The organism is Streptomyces sp. BK239, from assembly GCF_004217285.1.
GTDB lineage: Bacteria > Actinomycetota > Actinomycetes > Streptomycetales > Streptomycetaceae > Streptomyces.
Map to the genome: position 1 here is coordinate 53,886 of NZ_SHKS01000010.1, position 14,545 is coordinate 68,430.

Annotated in this window: 15 protein-coding genes; 6 read left to right on the forward strand and 9 right to left on the reverse strand. The window is 73.5% G+C overall.

Annotated features, from left to right (window positions below; genetic code table 11):
- The first annotated feature begins 148 nt into the window (after window positions 1-148).
- Together EV567_RS25445 and EV567_RS25450 are read left to right on the forward strand one after the other, a co-directional pair.
- Entirely contained in the window at window positions 149-3,682 is a 3,534-nt protein-coding gene (locus EV567_RS25445) for a DNA polymerase III subunit alpha (RefSeq protein ID WP_130444037.1), read from the forward strand.
- Window positions 3,679-4,647, forward strand: a complete 969-nt coding sequence (locus EV567_RS25450) for a DNA polymerase thumb domain-containing protein (RefSeq protein WP_130444039.1) — start codon at window positions 3,679-3,681, stop codon at window positions 4,645-4,647. Before EV567_RS25445 ends, EV567_RS25450 begins: the two co-directional genes overlap by 4 nt.
- A 24-nt stretch (window positions 4,648-4,671) precedes the next feature.
- On the opposite strand, the gene EV567_RS25455 is transcribed toward EV567_RS25450, so the two are convergent.
- Window positions 4,672-5,046, reverse strand: a complete 375-nt coding sequence (locus EV567_RS25455; protein ID WP_130444041.1) for a cupin domain-containing protein — start codon at window positions 5,044-5,046, stop codon at window positions 4,672-4,674.
- A 104-nt stretch (window positions 5,047-5,150) separates the two neighbouring features.
- Here EV567_RS25455 and EV567_RS25460 point away from each other — a divergent pair, with 104 nt between their 5' ends.
- Window positions 5,151-5,597, forward strand: a complete 447-nt coding sequence (locus EV567_RS25460) for a MarR family winged helix-turn-helix transcriptional regulator (RefSeq protein ID WP_130444043.1) — start codon at window positions 5,151-5,153, stop codon at window positions 5,595-5,597.
- A gap of 170 nt (window positions 5,598-5,767) precedes the next feature.
- A complete protein-coding gene (locus EV567_RS25465) occupies window positions 5,768-6,652 on the forward strand; it encodes a triacylglycerol lipase (RefSeq protein WP_130444045.1) in 885 nt (294 codons plus the stop codon).
- Between the two features lie 218 nt (window positions 6,653-6,870).
- On the opposite strand, the gene EV567_RS28435 is transcribed toward EV567_RS25465, so the two are convergent.
- Window positions 6,871-7,005, reverse strand: coding sequence for a hypothetical protein (locus tag EV567_RS28435; RefSeq protein ID WP_130444047.1), 135 nt, complete (start codon window positions 7,003-7,005; stop codon window positions 6,871-6,873).
- Between the two features lie 143 nt (window positions 7,006-7,148).
- Between EV567_RS28435 and EV567_RS25475 the strand changes: the two genes are divergently transcribed.
- The gene (locus EV567_RS25475; RefSeq protein WP_130444049.1) at window positions 7,149-7,766 is read left to right on the forward strand and encodes a class I SAM-dependent methyltransferase; all 618 of its coding nucleotides are present in this window, start codon (window positions 7,149-7,151) and stop codon (window positions 7,764-7,766) included.
- A gap of 31 nt (window positions 7,767-7,797) precedes the next feature.
- Here the strand turns inward: EV567_RS25475 and EV567_RS25480 are convergent, their stop codons facing one another.
- Both EV567_RS25480 and EV567_RS25485 read right to left on the reverse strand, forming a co-directional pair.
- Window positions 7,798-8,322, reverse strand: a complete 525-nt coding sequence (locus tag EV567_RS25480) for a DUF402 domain-containing protein (protein WP_130444051.1) — start codon at window positions 8,320-8,322, stop codon at window positions 7,798-7,800.
- Window positions 8,303-9,232 (reverse strand): GNAT family N-acetyltransferase, encoded by a 930-nt coding sequence (locus EV567_RS25485; RefSeq protein WP_130444053.1) that lies wholly within the window; start codon window positions 9,230-9,232, stop codon window positions 8,303-8,305. Before EV567_RS25485 ends, EV567_RS25480 begins: the two co-directional genes overlap by 20 nt.
- 71 nt (window positions 9,233-9,303) lie before the next feature.
- Between EV567_RS25485 and EV567_RS25490 the strand changes: the two genes are divergently transcribed.
- On the forward strand, window positions 9,304-9,672 hold the full coding sequence (locus EV567_RS25490) for a GntR family transcriptional regulator (protein WP_130444055.1): 369 nt from the start codon (window positions 9,304-9,306) through the stop codon (window positions 9,670-9,672).
- Between the two features lie 41 nt (window positions 9,673-9,713).
- Here the strand turns inward: EV567_RS25490 and EV567_RS25495 are convergent, their stop codons facing one another.
- From EV567_RS25495 to EV567_RS25515, 5 genes are all read right to left on the reverse strand, one after another.
- On the reverse strand, window positions 9,714-10,490 hold the full coding sequence (locus EV567_RS25495; RefSeq protein ID WP_130444057.1) for a DUF72 domain-containing protein: 777 nt from the start codon (window positions 10,488-10,490) through the stop codon (window positions 9,714-9,716).
- A gap of 36 nt (window positions 10,491-10,526) precedes the next feature.
- Window positions 10,527-11,621: a DUF5925 domain-containing protein gene (locus EV567_RS25500; RefSeq protein WP_130444059.1), complete on the reverse strand. Its 1,095-nt coding sequence runs from the start codon at window positions 11,619-11,621 to the stop codon at window positions 10,527-10,529.
- An 81-nt stretch (window positions 11,622-11,702) separates the two neighbouring features.
- Window positions 11,703-12,503 (reverse strand): polysaccharide deacetylase family protein, encoded by an 801-nt coding sequence (locus EV567_RS25505; RefSeq protein ID WP_130444061.1) that lies wholly within the window; start codon window positions 12,501-12,503, stop codon window positions 11,703-11,705.
- Window positions 12,500-13,612, reverse strand: a complete 1,113-nt coding sequence (locus tag EV567_RS25510) for a glycosyltransferase family 2 protein (protein ID WP_130444063.1) — start codon at window positions 13,610-13,612, stop codon at window positions 12,500-12,502. The genes EV567_RS25505 and EV567_RS25510 overlap by 4 nt, the downstream gene beginning before the upstream one ends.
- Window positions 13,609-14,466, reverse strand: coding sequence for a glycosyltransferase family 2 protein (locus EV567_RS25515; RefSeq protein ID WP_130444065.1), 858 nt, complete (start codon window positions 14,464-14,466; stop codon window positions 13,609-13,611). Before EV567_RS25515 ends, EV567_RS25510 begins: the two co-directional genes overlap by 4 nt.
- Window positions 14,467-14,545 lie beyond the last annotated feature (79 nt).

Here is a 14,545-nt window from a genome sequence, read left to right on the forward strand (position 1 = left end):
GACCTCGGTGCGTTTGCGGCTGTTTCGGTGCGTTTCCGCAGGTGGGAGACGCTCGAACGGTCGTCGTACAGATGTTCGGGAATTGGTCTATGGTGGGGGTGAGGGATTAGGGAACTGATGTTCGAGAGCGGGATCGCGGGAGGTGCGTGTGCCAGGCTTCACGCATCTGCATACCGCCTCCGGGTTCTCCCTGCGATACGGGGCCTCGCACCCGGAGCGGCTGGCCGAGCGCGCCGGTGAGCGGGGCATGGACGCCCTCGCCCTCACCGACCGCGACACCGTCGCCGGCGCGGTCCGCTTCGCCAAGGCCTGCGCGCGGGCCGGGGTGCGCCCGCTGTTCGGGGCGGACCTCGCGGTGGCCGCGCCGCCCCGCCACGAGAGCGACGTACGACGGGAGAGGCGCCGCACCCCCGTGCGCGGCGGCGCCTTCCTCGACGAGTCGGCCCCCCGCGTCACCTTCCTCGCCCGCGACGGCGCCCGCGGCTGGGCCGACCTGTGCCGGATCGTCACGGCGGCGCACGGGAGCGAGGGCGCCCCGCTGCTGCCCTGGGCGGACAACCGGGGAGACGGCCTGACCGTCCTGCTCGGCCCCGCCTCCGACGTCGGCCGCGCCCTCGCCGCCGGCCGCCCCGACCGCGCGGCCAGACTCCTCGCCCCCTGGCGGGAGGTCCACGGCGACGCCCTGCGCCTGGAGGCCGTCTGGCACGGCCGCACCGGCACCGGACCCGGCTCGCTGCGCCTGGCCGCCCGCACCGTCGGCTTCGCCGCCGAACAGCGGATCCGCCCGGTGCTCAGCAACGCCGTCCGTTACGCCGACCCCGGCCAGGGCCCGGTCGCCGACGTCCTGGACGCCGCCCGCCGCCTGGTGCCCATCGACCCGACCGGGGAACTGGACTCGGGGGAGGCCTGGCTCAAGGGGCCGGACGCCATGCTGCGCGCCGCCGAGCGGATCGTTGAGGCCGCCGGCTTCCGCCGCGACACCGCCCACCGCCTGCTGGAGCAGACCCGGGCCACGGCCGCCGAGTGCCTGGTCGACCCCGAGGACGACCTCGGCATCGGGACCGTCCACTTTCCCGAGCCGCACCTCGTCGGCGCCGGCCGCCGCACCGCCCAGCGGACCCTGGCCTCCCGGGCGGCGGCGGGGATGCTGCTGCGCGGCTACGACGGACGGCGCGACTACTGGGAGCGGATGCACCACGAACTCGACGTCATCGCCCACCACGGCTTCGCCTCCTACTTCCTCACCGTCGCCCAAGTCGTGGACGACGTACGGCGGATGGGCATCCGGGTCGCCGCGCGCGGATCCGGCGCGGGCTCGCTCGTCAACCACCTCCTCGGCATCGCGCACGCCGACCCGATCGAGCACGGGCTGCTGATGGAGCGGTTCCTGTCCAGGGAACGGGTCGTGCTGCCCGACATCGACGTCGACGTGGAGTCCGCGCGCCGGCTGGAGGTCTACCGCGCGATCATCGGCCGGTTCGGCGCCGAGCGCGTCGCGACGGTCTCGATGCCGGAGACGTACCGGGTCCGGCACGCGATCCGGGACGTCGGTGCCGCCCTGTCCATGGACCCCGCCGACATCGACCGCGTCGCCAAGTCCTTCCCGCACATCCGCGCGCGCGACGCCCGCGCGGCGCTGGAGGAACTGCCCGAACTCAGGGCGCTCGCCGGGGAACGGGAGAAGTACGGGAAGCTGTGGGAACTGGTCGAGTCCCTCGACGCCCTCCCGCGCGGCGTCGCCATGCACCCCTGCGGCGTGCTCCTCTCCGACGCCTCCCTGCTCTCCCGCACGCCGGTCGTGCCGACCAGCGGCGAGGGGTTCCCCATGTCCCAGTTCGACAAGGAGGACGTCGAGGACCTCGGACTGCTCAAGCTCGACGTGCTCGGCGTGCGGATGCAGTCGGCGATGGCGCACGCGGTCGCCGAGGTGGCGCGGGCGACGGGGGAGCGGATCGACCTGGACGCGCTCCCGGAGGGGGACCCGGAGACGTACCGGCTCATCCGGTCCACCGAGACGCTCGGCTGCTTCCAGATCGAGTCGCCGGGGCAGCGGGACCTGGTCGGACGGCTCCAGCCGGCGACCTTCCACGATTTGGTCGTCGACATCTCGCTGTTCCGGCCCGGCCCGGTCGCCGCCGACATGGTGCGGCCGTTCATCGAGGCCCGGCACGGGCGCGCGCCCGTGCGTTACCCGCACCCCGACCTGGAGGAGGCGCTGAAGGGCACCTACGGGGTCGTCGTCTTCCACGAGCAGGTCATCGACATCGTCGCCGTCATGACCGGCTGCGGGCGCGGCGAGGCGGACCGGGTGCGGCGCGGGCTGTCCGAACCGGAGTCGCAGGGGCGGATCAAGGTGTGGTTCGCCCAGCGGGCGGCGGCGAAGGGCTACGACGCGGAAACGATTCAGCGCACCTGGGAGATCGTCGAGGCCTTCGGCTCGTACGGCTTCTGCAAGGCGCACGCGGTCGCCTTCGCCGTGCCGACGTACCAGTCGGCGTGGCTGAAGGCGCACCACCCGGCCGCCTTCTACGCGGGGCTGCTCACCCACGACCCCGGGATGTACCCCAAGCGGCTGCTGCTGGCGGACGCGCGGCGGCGGGGGGTGCCGGTCCTGCCGTTGGACGTGAACCGGTCGGGGGCCGGACATCGTATCGAACTGGTGTCTGACTCCGGGTCGGCCGGGCCTTCCGGCGTGTGGGGGCTTCGGCTCGCCCTCTCCGACGTGCACGGCATCAGCGAGGCCGAGGCGCGGCGGATCGCGGACGGGCAGCCCTACACCTCGCTGCTCGACTTCTGGGAGCGGGCGCGGCCGAGCCGGCCGCTCGCCCAACGCCTCGCCCAGGTGGGCGCGTTGGACGACTTCGGGGCCAACCGCCGTGATCTGCAACTGCACCTGGCCGAGCTGCACCGGGGCTCCCGGGGCGGCGGCGGCCAACTCCCGCTGGCGGGCGGGCGGAAGACCGCTCCGGCCGGGCTGCCCGACCTCACCTCGGCGGAGCGGCTCAGCGCCGAACTGGGCGTGCTGTCCATGGACGCCTCACGCCACCTGATGGACGACCACCGGGAGTTCCTGCGCGAACTGGGCGTGGTGTCGGCGCGACGGCTGCGTGAGACGCGGCACGGGGAGACGGTGCTGGTGGCGGGCGCCAAGGCGGCTACCCAGACCCCGCCGATCCGCTCCGGCAAACGGGTCATCTTCAGCACCCTCGACGACGGCACCGGCCTGGTCGACCTCGCCTTCTTCGACGACTCCCACGACGTCTGCGCCCACACCGTCTTCCACTCCTGGCTGCTGCTGGTGCGCGGGACGGTGCAGCGGCGCGGCCCGCGCAGCCTCAGCGTGGTGGGCGCCGCCGCCTGGAACCTGGCCGAACTGCTGGAGGTGCGGCGCGAGGAGGGACTCGAAGGGGTCGCGTCCCGGCTCGCGGAACCTCCCGGCCCCGCGCCCGACGCCGACGCCGACGCCGAAGCCGGTGCCGACGGTCCGGCGCACAGGCGGCTCTCCGGTTCGGACGGGCTGCCCGCGCCGGCCGGTTCCGCGGCCCAGGACGCGATGGAGCGGCGGCGCATCCGCCTGCCCACGGGGTACGAGATGCACCCCTGGGCGGATCTGCGTCCCGCGGGCGAAGGGCCCGCGGTGGGAAGGAAGTTGTGGCACCAGAGTCCGGGGAGTGCGGGATGACCATCCTCTGCGTACGTTTCCAGCTGCCGTCGGCGCACGAGACGGCGTTTCCCGAACTTCTCGGCCTGCTGGAGGAGTTCACGCCCGTCGTCGAGGCGCTGCCGCCGGACGGGGCGCTGGCCGATCTGCGGGGCGCCGAGCGCTACTTCGGGCGCGGCGCGGTCGAACTGGCCTCGGTGATCAGGGTCCGCGCCCTCGCGCTGCACGGCGTCGACTGCGTGATCGGCGCCGGACCGGGCCCGATGCTGGCCCGTGTGGCGCAGCGAGCCGCCCGGCCCGGGGTGACCTGCGCGGTCTCCGCGGGCGAGGCCCGTGACTTCCTCGCCGGGAAACCCGTCGCCGCCCTGCCCGGCGTCGGCGCCGCCACCGCCCGCACCCTGTGCGAGTACGGCCTCGACACCCTCGGCCGGGTCGCCGCCGCGCCCCTGTCCACGCTCCAGCGCCTGGTCGGCGCGAAGGCCGGCCGGGAGCTGCACGAGAAGGCGAACGGGGTCGACCGCGGCCGGGTCGTCCCGAACGCGGTCTCCCGATCACTTGCCGCCGAACGGCGCTTCCCGCGCGATGAGTTGGACCCGGTCCGGCATCGCAGGGCGCTTCTGTCGGCCGGTGAGGAACTGGGCGCCCGGCTGCGCGCCGTGGAGAAGGTCTGCCGCACCCTGACCCTCACCGTCCGCTACGCCGACCGCTCCTCCACCACCCGGGGCCGCACCCTCGGGGAGCCGACCGCGCATTCGGCGGACCTGACGCGGACGGCGTACTCCCTGTATGAGGCGCTCGGTCTGCAACGCGCCCGGGTCCGCGCGATCGCCCTGCGCGCCGAGGGCCTCGGCCCCGCCGACCGGGCCTCCCACCAGCTCACCTTCGACCCCGCCGACGAGAAGGCCCGCCGTATCGAGGAGGTGGCCGACCGCGCGCGGGCGAAGTTCGGCCCGCGAGCGGTGATGCCCGGCGGCTTGGCGGCCTGAACACGACTCCGCCCAGCGGACGGCTCAGTTGGCCCACGGAGGCGCGATCCGGCTGCCGTCGGCCAACACCGCCTCCAGCCCCAGACTGGTGGTGACCCAGGTGAGGGCGGTGTGACCGGTCGGGTTCTCCACCCTCAGGGTGGAGCCGGCGTTGACGATCAGCGTGTCACCCGCCGTGATCCGCTCGGTGCGCCCGTCGAGCGTGACGTCCAGTTCTCCGACGAGCAGATGGAAGACCTCCTCCCGGCTGACGGTGTGCGCCGGCGCCTTCGTGCCCGGCGGGATCTCCCCGCGCCAGGCGGCGAGTTCCCTGCTGCCGGTGAGCGGGGTGGCGTGCGAGACGAAGCGGGCGCCGTGGATCTCGTGGGTGACGGCGTCGGCGGAACGGACGACAGGCATGGACGGCTCCTGGCTCGGCGGAGAATGGTCAAGCTGCTTGACCACTTGACGGGACTCATGGTCAAGCAGGTTGACCAAATCGTCAAGGGTGTTTCAATGCGGAGGTGCAGAACTCCGATGCCCTCGCCCTGACCGCCGCCCTGCTCGCCGCCGCCGGCGACCTCACGCGACGCATCGACGAGGGGGTACGGGTACGTGGGTTCTCCGACGTGCGGCCCGCTCACGGCTTCGCCTTCGCCCGGCTCGCCCCGGACGGTGCGACGGTCACCGAGTTGGCCGCGCATCTGGGTGTCACCAAGCAGGCGGCGAGTCAGCTCGTCGACGAGCTGGTGCGCAAGGGGTACGTCGAGCGGGGGCCGCACCCCGTTGACGCGCGCGCCCGGCTGGTCGTCCTGACCGAGCGGGGCTGGGCGTGCACCAGGGTGGCCGAGGAGGTCGCGGTGGAGGCGGTGCGAGGGTGGGGAGATGTGCTCGGGGAGGGTGAAATGAGCGTGTTGCGGGACTGTTTGGGGCGTATCGCGCCCTACGGTCCGATCAGGCCCGCCTGGTGACGGGACGTCAGGGGTAGCACATGCGTCGACGGTTGCCGGAAGTTTTTACCGGTCCGTAACTTCTCACTTCACCTACTCGCCCGTAACTTGACAAGTGAACAGCATCCTCGTGATCCGGATCACAGGCGTAAGGCCGTCGAATCCCCCTTGAGCCGCAAGGAGATCACGCGATGCTGCCCTGGAAGCGCCTGGCCAGACCCCTGGCCGCCCTGCTGCTGGCCACCGCGGCCCTCAGCGCCACCGCCACCGCCCCCGCCTCGGCCGAGTCGTCGTCCGCCGCGACCTCCGCGTCGTCGCAGGGCGGCTGGAACGACTACGACTGCCGGCCCTCCGCAGCCCACCCCCGCCCCGTCGTCCTGGTCCACGGAACCTTCGCCAACTCCGTCGACAACTGGCTCTCCCTCGCGCCGTACCTCACGCACCGGGGCTACTGCGTCTTCTCCCTCGACTACGGCCAACTGCCCGGCGTCCCCTTCTTCCACGCCCTCGGCCCCATCGACGAGTCCGCCGGGCAGCTCTCCGCCTACGTCGACCGGGTGCTCGCCGCGACCGGCGCCGCCGAGGCCGACATCGTCGGTCACTCCCAGGGCGGCATGATGCCCCGCTACTACCTCAAGTTCCTCGGCGGTGCCGCCAAGGTGAACGCCCTCGTCGGCATCGCACCCAACAACCACGGCACCACCCTGGCCGGGCTCACCCACCTGCTGCCGTACTTCCCCGGCGCCGAGGACCTCCTCACCGCCGCCACCCCCGCCCTCGCCCAGCAGATCGCCGGCTCCGAGTTCATGGCGAAGCTCAACGCCGGCGGCGACACCGTCCCCGGCGTCCGCTACACCGTCATCGCCACCCGGTACGACGAGGTCGTCACGCCGTACCGGACGCAGTTCCTGAGTGGCGCGAACGTCAGCAACGTCCTCATCCAGGACCGCTGCGCGCTCGACCTGTCCGAGCACGCGCTGCTCGGGCTGACCGACCGGATCGCCTTCCACGAGGTGGCCAACGCGCTCGACCCCGCCCACGCCACGCCCTCGACCTGTGCGTCCGTCCTGAGCTGACACGGGCCGCTCCGCCGGGACCTGACCGGCCTGAGCCGCCGGTCAGGACCCGGATGGGGAAACGTGCCGAGTACCAAGAAACCGCGGACACGCCCGCAGGCGAAGGGTTCCGGCGATCTTTAGGACCGCCTTAAGGAACCGCTGAGCCTGGGCTCAGGCAGGGGCGTCCGGCGGGAAGGAAGGGCGTGAGAGATCGGTCGACGGTGACGCGGGCGCGGTCAGCCGTCCGGCCACCAGGTGCGGGCGATGTCCTTGCGCACCTCGGGGCGCCCGGCGGGGCGTTCGTCCACCTCTTCGCGGAGCCGGCGGGAGTCCGTCTTCTTCAGGGGCTTCTGCACGGTCGTACGGCGCATGGCTGCCTCCTTCAGAGCTACCGGGTTCCGCGATTTCACGGAGGTAGACCCTTTTCGCGAGAGTTCCTCATCGCCGCCTGTTCTGTCAGTGGCGGCTGTCACACCACGAGGGGATTGTCAGTGGCGGGTGTCACTCTTGGCGCATGACCGACCGACGTGATGTGAACGCTGGGGAGCGTGTCGACTGGGACGCGGAGGCGGCCGGCTTCGACGACGAGCCGGACCACGGGCTGCGCGACCCCGCCGTCCGGGCCGCCTGGGCCCGCAGGCTGCTGGACTGGCTGCCGGAGCGCCCCGGCGATCTGCTCGACCTCGGCTGCGGCACCGGCAGCCTGTCGCTCCTCGCGGCCGAGCGGGGCCACCGCGTCACCGGCGTCGACCTCTCTGCGGCGATGCTCGGCCGGGCGCGCGAGAAACTCGCCGGCCGTGACGCCGTGTTCCTCCTCGGCGACGCGGCGACGCCCCCGGTCGGGGAGCGGCGCTTCGACGTCGTCCTCGTACGGCATGTGCTGTGGGCGCTGCCCGATCCCGCGCGCGCCCTGCGGCACTGGCGTGACCTGCTGCGGCCCGGAGGCCGGCTCGTGCTGGTCGAGGGGGTGTGGGGGACGGTGACCCCGGTCGGCATACCGGTGGACCGGCTCACCGGCCTGCTCACCCCGCTCACCGCCCACGCCCGCGTGGAGCGCCTGTCCGGGGACGCGGAGCTGTGGGGGAGAGCCGTGGAGGACGAGCGGTACGCGGTGGTCGCCTCTGTGGCCTGACGGCGGTCGACCCGGCGGACGCACAGAGGAGTCAGGCGAGCAGCCGTTCGAGGCCGTTCCCTGTGGTGGCGAGGGTCTCCAGGGCGTCCAGGGCCCTCAGCGCCTGTGCCGCCGCCTCGGGGTCGCGGTCGGCCAGGCCGCTCTCCGCGAACTCGTCCTCGTCCAGCCGCCGTACGTCGGCGCCGTCGGCGGAGCGCCACAGGTCCAGGTCGAGGTCCTCGACCTCCAGTTCCGCGCCGCTGAGCCTCGCCGGGCGGGTGATGTCGCAGTACCAGCCCTTGAGGGCGCCGGACGCGGCGCGGACCTCCTTCACGGAGTACCAGCGGTCGCGCCAGTAGTACTCGGTGAAGACGTCACCCGGTTCGAAGCGTACGAAGCCGAAGTCGCGTACGCCCTCGCCCGCCCAGGAGGCGCGCACGGCGATCCGGGCGCCGTCGTCGGACAGCAGCTCGGCCGGGTAGCGGATCTTCGTCCGGCCGGCCTTGACGAGGACGACCTCCACGGCGACCTCCACGGCGTCAGCCCGGACCGAGCCGTCATCCGAGTTCGCGGACATGGCGCACCTCCGTCGCACAGATCTCGTAGCCGAACCACTTGTTGATCGCGAGCATCGGCCCGTTGCCGGTGTCGTTCCCGGTGAACGCCTCCCGGTAGCCCGCCGCGCGGGCGCGGTGCAGCGAGGCGTTCTTCGCCAGCTTGGCCAGGCCCCGGCCGCGGAAGGCGCGGGCGGTGCCGGTCATGCCGGAGGCGTAGCGGGTCGCGCCGTCGGTGTGAGCCGCCGTGAACGCGGCGGGGCGGCCGTCGACCACGGCGACCGTGGTCAACTCGGCGTCGAGCAGCGGATGCCGCCAGGTCTCCTCCAGCCAGGCCTCGTAGTCGGTGAACTCCGCGCCGACGTCGCTCGGTTCGTCGGCGGTCGCCTCCGCGTCCAGCACGAACAGCGGGCGGGGGTCGTCGGCGAAGTCGGCGGCGGTGCGCAGTTCGACGCCGGGCGGCGGAGCCTGGAGCGGCGGCAGCGTCCCGTCCGCCAGGTCGAGGCGGAGGAAGTGCGCGGAGCGGCTCGCCCGGTAGCCGTGCCGCTCGGCGAAGGCGATGTTGCCCGGGCCGTCCAGGACCCAGGAGTACACCCTGGTCGTGCCGTGCGCGGCCAGGTGCTCCTCGGCGGCGCGGAGGAGCAGCGAGCCGGCGCTCCGGCGGGTCCGCTCCGGGTGCACGTACACGTTGGCGAAGCCCAGGCCGGGCCGCGGGCTCTCATGGGCGGCGCCGACCTGCGCGGTGCCGACGATCTCGCCGTCCTCCTCCGCGACGAGCTGCCGGTACCGGGCCTCCGGACGGGCGTGGGCGAGGTCGTGGACCACGGAGCGGGTGGTGGACACCATGAACGGGAGGGCGAGCCGCCGCACCCGGACGAAGGCCTCGACCTCCCCGGGCGCCTCGGGACGCAGATCACGCACGATGACGGTCATGGGCCGCACGCTATGCGGACGCCGCTCGGGCATGCCTCCCATTTTCCCGCCGGTACGGGAGAATCGGCCCCGTGACCTTGAAGATCCACATCGTTGAGGGCGCCGCTCCCTATGAGCAGGTGCGGGCGCAGATCGCCGAGCAGGCGCGGTCCGGTGCGCTGCCGGTCGGCCACCGGCTGCCGACCGTGCGGGGGCTCGCCGAGTCGCTGGGGCTGGCGGCGAACACCGTCGCCAAGGCGTACCGGGCCCTTGAGGCGGACGGGGTGATCGAGACCCGGGGCCGCAACGGCACGTTCGTCGCCGCCGCGGGTTCGGCGGCGGCGCGTGAACTGGCCGCCGCCGCACAGGCGTACGCCGAGCGGGCACGCCGGCTGGGGGTCGCACAGGACGACGCGGTGGCGGCGGTGCGCGACGCCCTGCGGGCGGCCCACGGGGAGTGAGCGGACGCGAACACCCGTGACGCGCCGGTGATGCGGCGCGCTCAGCGCCCGGCGAGGGACCCCCGGGCGGGGACGCGGGTCGGCCGCAGGCCCGCCCGCTCCGCCGCCCTCGCGAAGGTGACCGCGTCGCGCACCGCCGCACCGCCGGGATCGTTGTTGAAGTAGGCGTACACCTCCGCGTCGGCCGGCCAGGTCGTCGCGAGGCGGTCGAGCCACGTCTCCAAGCACCGGCGGCCGTACCGCGGCCAGGGGCGGGCCCGGCCCTGGTGGAAGCGCACGTACCCCCAGTCCGCCGTCCGCCACAGCGGGGCGACGGGGCGGGCGAGGACGTCGGCCCAGCACAGCGCCGCGCCCCGGGAGCGGAGGACCTCGCGGACCGCCGGCGTCCACCAGGAGTCGTGCCGGGGCTCGACCGCCACGCGCGTGCCGGACGGGAAGCAGGCCAGGCAGGCGTCCAGCAGTCCCGGGTCGCAGCGCAGGGTCGGCGGGAGCTGGAGCAGCACCGGGCCGAGGCGCGCCCCCAGCCCGGCCGCGTGGCTCATCAGCCGGTGCACCGGCTCCTCGGGGTCCTTCAGCCGCTTGACGTGGGTGAGATACCGGCTGGCCTTGACCGCGACGGTGAAGTCCGGCGGGACGCGCTCGGACCAGGACGCGAAGGTCTCCCGTGACGGCAGCCGGTAGAACGCGTTGTTGATCTCCACGGTGGCGAACCGCGCCGCGTACTCCTCCAGCCAGAGCCGCACGGGCACGTCGGGCGGGTACAGGACGCCCCGCCAGTCCTTGTACTGCCAGCCCGACGTGCCGACGAACAGGGTCATAACCCCATCAAAGCATCACGGGGCCGGTCGCAGCACTCACAGGTACAGCCCCGCGTCCGCCCCGCCGCGCGGCTCCGGAAGCGACGTCGGGGACGTGCCCCGGCGCAGCGCGTACAGCTCCGCCAGGGTCGCGCCCTCACGGCCGACGCCCTCCTCGGAGCCCAGCCACGCCACCGCCTCCGGGCGGGTCAGCGGACCGACCTCGATCCGGGCCAGGCAGCGGCCGGGGCGGACGACGGCCGGGTGCAGACGCTCCAGGTCCTCGTTGGTGGTGACGCCGACCAGGACGTTGCGCCCCTGGCCCAGCAGACCGTCGGTCAGGTTCAGCAGCCGGGACAGCGCCTGGCCGGCGGTGTGCTTGGCCTCGCCGCGGATCAGTTCGTCGCAGTCCTCCAGCAGGAGCAGCCGCCAGCGGCCCTTGCCGGGGCCGTCCTCCTCGCCGATCGCGATGTCCATCAGATAGCCGACGTCGGAGAACAGCCGCTCCGGGTCGAGCACGCAGTCCACCTGGCACCACTCCCGCCAGGAACGGGCCAGGGTGCGCAGCGCGGAGGTCTTGCCCGTGCCGGGCGGGCCGTGCAGGAGCAGCAGCCGGCCGGCGATGTCCTGCGGGGTCGTCGTCATCAGACGGTCCATCGCGTCCGCGACCGGGGCGGTGTAGTTGTGCCGGACCTCCTCCCAGGTGCCGGCGGAGATCTGACGCGTCGTCCGGTGCGGGCCGCGCCGCGGGGACACGTACCAGAAGCCCATCGTCACGTTCTCGGGCTGCGGCTCGGGCTCGTCGGCCGCGCCGTCCGTGGCCTCGCTGAGCACCCTGGCGGCCAGTTCGGGGCTGGTCGCGGTGACCGTGACGTCGGCGCCCCGGTTCCAGCGGGACACCAGCAGCGTCCAGCCCTCGCCCTCGGCGAGGGTCGCGCTGCGGTCGTCGTCGCGGGCCACGCGCAGCACGCGCGCGTCCGACGGGATCAGGTTCGCGCCGGAGCGCACGCGGTCGATGTTCGCCGCGTGCGAGTAAGGCTGCTCGCCCGTCGCGAAGCGGCCGAGGAACAGCGCGTCGACGACGTCGGACGGGGAGTCGGAGTCGTCGACGGTGAGCCGGATCGGCAGAGCGTCGTGTGGGTGCGCGGACATGGACGCCATGATCCGGCACACCGGGCCCGTGTGCACCCGGTTTCCGTGCTGCGCGCCGGTGTGTCGGATTCGTCCGGCCGCTCACCCGAGGACGCCCGCCGCCCTGCGGCACATCCGGCGGGCGCCGCGCACCATCGCGTAACCCTTGGTGAGCGCGCGGTCCCGGGCGAAGACGCGGGCGACGGCCCGGCCGTCGAGGAGCCGTACGAACTCCCCGGCGTCCGTGTCCCGCCGTACCGTCACCCGGCGCAGGGCGTAGGGGCCCTGCGCGCGGCGGGCGAGGGAGTTGCCCACGGCGAGCGCCTGGGCGAACCCGTGCTGCCGCACGGCGGTGCGCACCCGGCGGCTGGAGTAGCCGTAGGGGTAGGCGAACGACACCGGCGGGACGCCCAGCTCGTCGGCGACGAGGTCCCGGCAGCGGGTCAGTTCCGTGTGCAGCGCGGTGTCGTCGAGCTGGTCGAGCTGCGGGTGGGTGTGACTGTGGCCGCCGATCTCGACGCCTGCGGCGGCCAGTTCGCGCACCTGCGGCCAGTCGAGCATGGTGTCCGGCCCGGCGCCGGTGTCGTGGTCGCCGCGGAGCCAGCCGGTGGACACGAACAGGGTGGCGGGGAAGCCGTGTTCCGCCAGGGCGGGGAGGGCGTGGCGGTGCACGCCCTCGTAGCCGTCGTCGAAGGTGAGGAGTACGGGGCGGTGGGGGAGGGGGCGGGCGGTGCGCCAGCGGGTGGCGAGGTCGGCGGTGGTCATGGGGGTGAGGCCTCGCTCCGCGATCAGGGTGAGGTGCTCGGTGAAGGCTTTCGGCGAGACGGAGAGGGTGCGGGTGGCGTCGGTCGGGTCGGCTGAGACCGAGTGGTACATGAGGACGGGTACCCCGGGTGCGGTCATCCGGCGGCCTCCTGTCCGGTGCCGGTGCCGGTGCCGGTGCGAGCGGGGCGGGAACCTTCCGCGGCTTGCGCGGGTGCCGCTGCGCCCACCCTCCCCCACTCCCGGCTGCGCTCGAGCGGGGGGACCCCCATCGCCGCAGCCGCACGACTGCCCGCGGCCAGATGGGTTGTGCCCGCTGCGTAGCCCGCTGCTGCTATCAGGGTGCCGGTGATGATGGCTGCTGCCCTGCGGGCGCCGCCTCGGCGGGCCAGAGCGGCGTCGCGCAGCCCACGGGCCACGCCGGACGGGAGTACGCGGGTGGTGTACCGGCGTTCAGACTCCAGCCCCTTGGCCGCGCCCACGCTGCGGGCGACGAGGGCTTTGGACAGACCCTCGGCGTAGGTCCGGGATCGGAAGTAGGCGAAGCGCTCGCGGGCCTCGGGCACCTTGTGGTGGATGACCGCGCGGTCGTCCACCAGCAGGATCGCGTCCGGCCGGGCGCGGCTGAGCCGGATGCACAGCTCCGTCTCCTCCCCGCCCAGCGGGCGCCTGTCCCCGTCGCGTCCGATGCCGGTCGCGAAGCCGCCCGCCAGGTCGAACGCCGTACGCCGGAACGAGGCGTTGCCGCCGAGGACGTTGCGCACCCGGACCCGGCCGGGCGGCAGGCCCCGGTAGGAGCAGCCCACCACCCAGTCGAACTCCTCGGGGAACCAGACGGGCCGTCGCCCGGAGGCCCACACGGGCAGCGTCAGCCCGCCCACGGCCATCACACGCGGATCGTCGTAGCCGGCGGCGAACCAGCGCAGCCAGTCGCGTTCGGCGACGGCGTCGTCGTCGAGGAAGGCGATGACGTCGCCGCGCGCGGCCGCGACGCCGGTGTTGCGGCCGGCCGACAGGCCGCGCGGGCCGGAGTTGGACAGTACCCGCACCTCGCCGTCCGCCGCCCGGGACCCGGCGCTCGCGAACTCCTCGGTCAGGCGGTCCGTCAGCGCCTGGTTGTGGTCGACGACCAGCACGGTCTCCAGCGCCGGCCGGCTCTGCGCGCGTACCGAGGCGACCGCCGCGAGGATGTCGTCCCAGCGGTCCTCGGTGTACGCGCAGACGACCACGGAGACGCCGGGCCCGCTCAAGAGATCTCTCCCGCGAGCGGGTCGAGCACCGGGTCGAGCACCGAGTCGAGCATCGGCGACCGGTGGCGGCCTCTGCGGCGCAGCGCCCGCCGGTTGGACCGCTCCCGGAGGATCACCCGCAGCACCCGAAGTCCGTCGCGCACGGCCCGCAGGTTGCTGACGCCGTGGATGCGCAGGTACTCGTGGCTGGGTATCTCCTGCACCCTCAGTCCCGCCTTGACGACCCGGATGTTCATCAGGGTCTCCACCTCGAAGCCGGTGCAGTCGAGGTCGATGCGGTCCAGGCAATGCCGCCAGAAGGCGTTGTAGCCGTAGCACAGGTCGGTGTACCGGGCCCCGAACTTGCGGTTGACGACGGCGCACAACGCCCGGTTGCCGAGCCGGCGCACGAAGGTCATGTCGTCGGTCCCGCCGCCGTTGGCGAAGCGGGAGCCCTTGGCGAAGTCCGCGCCGGAGACCAGCGCGCAGACGTAGGAGACGATCTCGTTGCCGTCGGCGGAGCCGTCCGCGTCGACCATCACGATGATGTCGCCGGTGCACGCCCCGAAGCCGGTGATCAGGGCGTCGCCCTTGCCCCGGCCCCGCTGCTCCACGACCTTGACGCCGGGCCACAGAGCGCGGGCGACGGCGATGGTGTCGTCGGTGGAGTTGCCGTCGACGAGGACCACTTCGTGGACCCAGCCGGGCAGCGTCTTGAAGACGTACGGGAGGTTCTCGGCCTCGTTCATCGCGGGGATGACCACGCTCACCGGCGGCGCGATGGCCAGGTGAGAGGAGACGGGCCGGTAGACGCCGGCGGCGGGCGGGGCCTCGTGATCCTGGCCCGGTGTCGCCGGCTGCAGAACGGAACTCATGACTTGAGGTCCCTCTCGTCCGGTGGGCCGCCCTCCCCCGGGCGGCCCGGATTCACGTCCGGTTCGAAAGGGGGGTTGG

Excerpts from the sequence above, each read along its gene's own strand:
- EV567_RS25495 (WP_130444057.1), bottom strand. The coding sequence starts at position 10,490 with ATGACCCTGTTCGTCGGCACGTCGGGCTGGCAGTACAAGGACTGGCGG.
- EV567_RS25500 (WP_130444059.1), bottom strand. The coding sequence starts at position 11,621 with ATGTCCGCGCACCCACACGACGCTCTGCCGATCCGGCTCACCGTCGAC.
- EV567_RS28435 (WP_130444047.1), bottom strand. The coding sequence starts at position 7,005 with ATGCGCCGTACGACCGTGCAGAAGCCCCTGAAGAAGACGGACTCCCGC.
- EV567_RS25455 (WP_130444041.1), bottom strand. The coding sequence starts at position 5,046 with ATGCCTGTCGTCCGTTCCGCCGACGCCGTCACCCACGAGATCCACGGC.
- EV567_RS25480 (WP_130444051.1), bottom strand. The coding sequence starts at position 8,322 with ATGTCCGCGAACTCGGATGACGGCTCGGTCCGGGCTGACGCCGTGGAG.
- EV567_RS25475 (WP_130444049.1), top strand. The coding sequence starts at position 7,149 with ATGACCGACCGACGTGATGTGAACGCTGGGGAGCGTGTCGACTGGGAC.
- EV567_RS25485 (WP_130444053.1), bottom strand. The coding sequence starts at position 9,232 with ATGACCGTCATCGTGCGTGATCTGCGTCCCGAGGCGCCCGGGGAGGTC.
- EV567_RS25505 (WP_130444061.1), bottom strand. The coding sequence starts at position 12,503 with ATGACCGCACCCGGGGTACCCGTCCTCATGTACCACTCGGTCTCAGCC.
- EV567_RS25515 (WP_130444065.1), bottom strand. The coding sequence starts at position 14,466 with ATGAGTTCCGTTCTGCAGCCGGCGACACCGGGCCAGGATCACGAGGCC.
- EV567_RS25450 (WP_130444039.1), top strand. The coding sequence starts at position 3,679 with ATGACCATCCTCTGCGTACGTTTCCAGCTGCCGTCGGCGCACGAGACG.
- EV567_RS25465 (WP_130444045.1), top strand. The coding sequence starts at position 5,768 with ATGCTGCCCTGGAAGCGCCTGGCCAGACCCCTGGCCGCCCTGCTGCTG.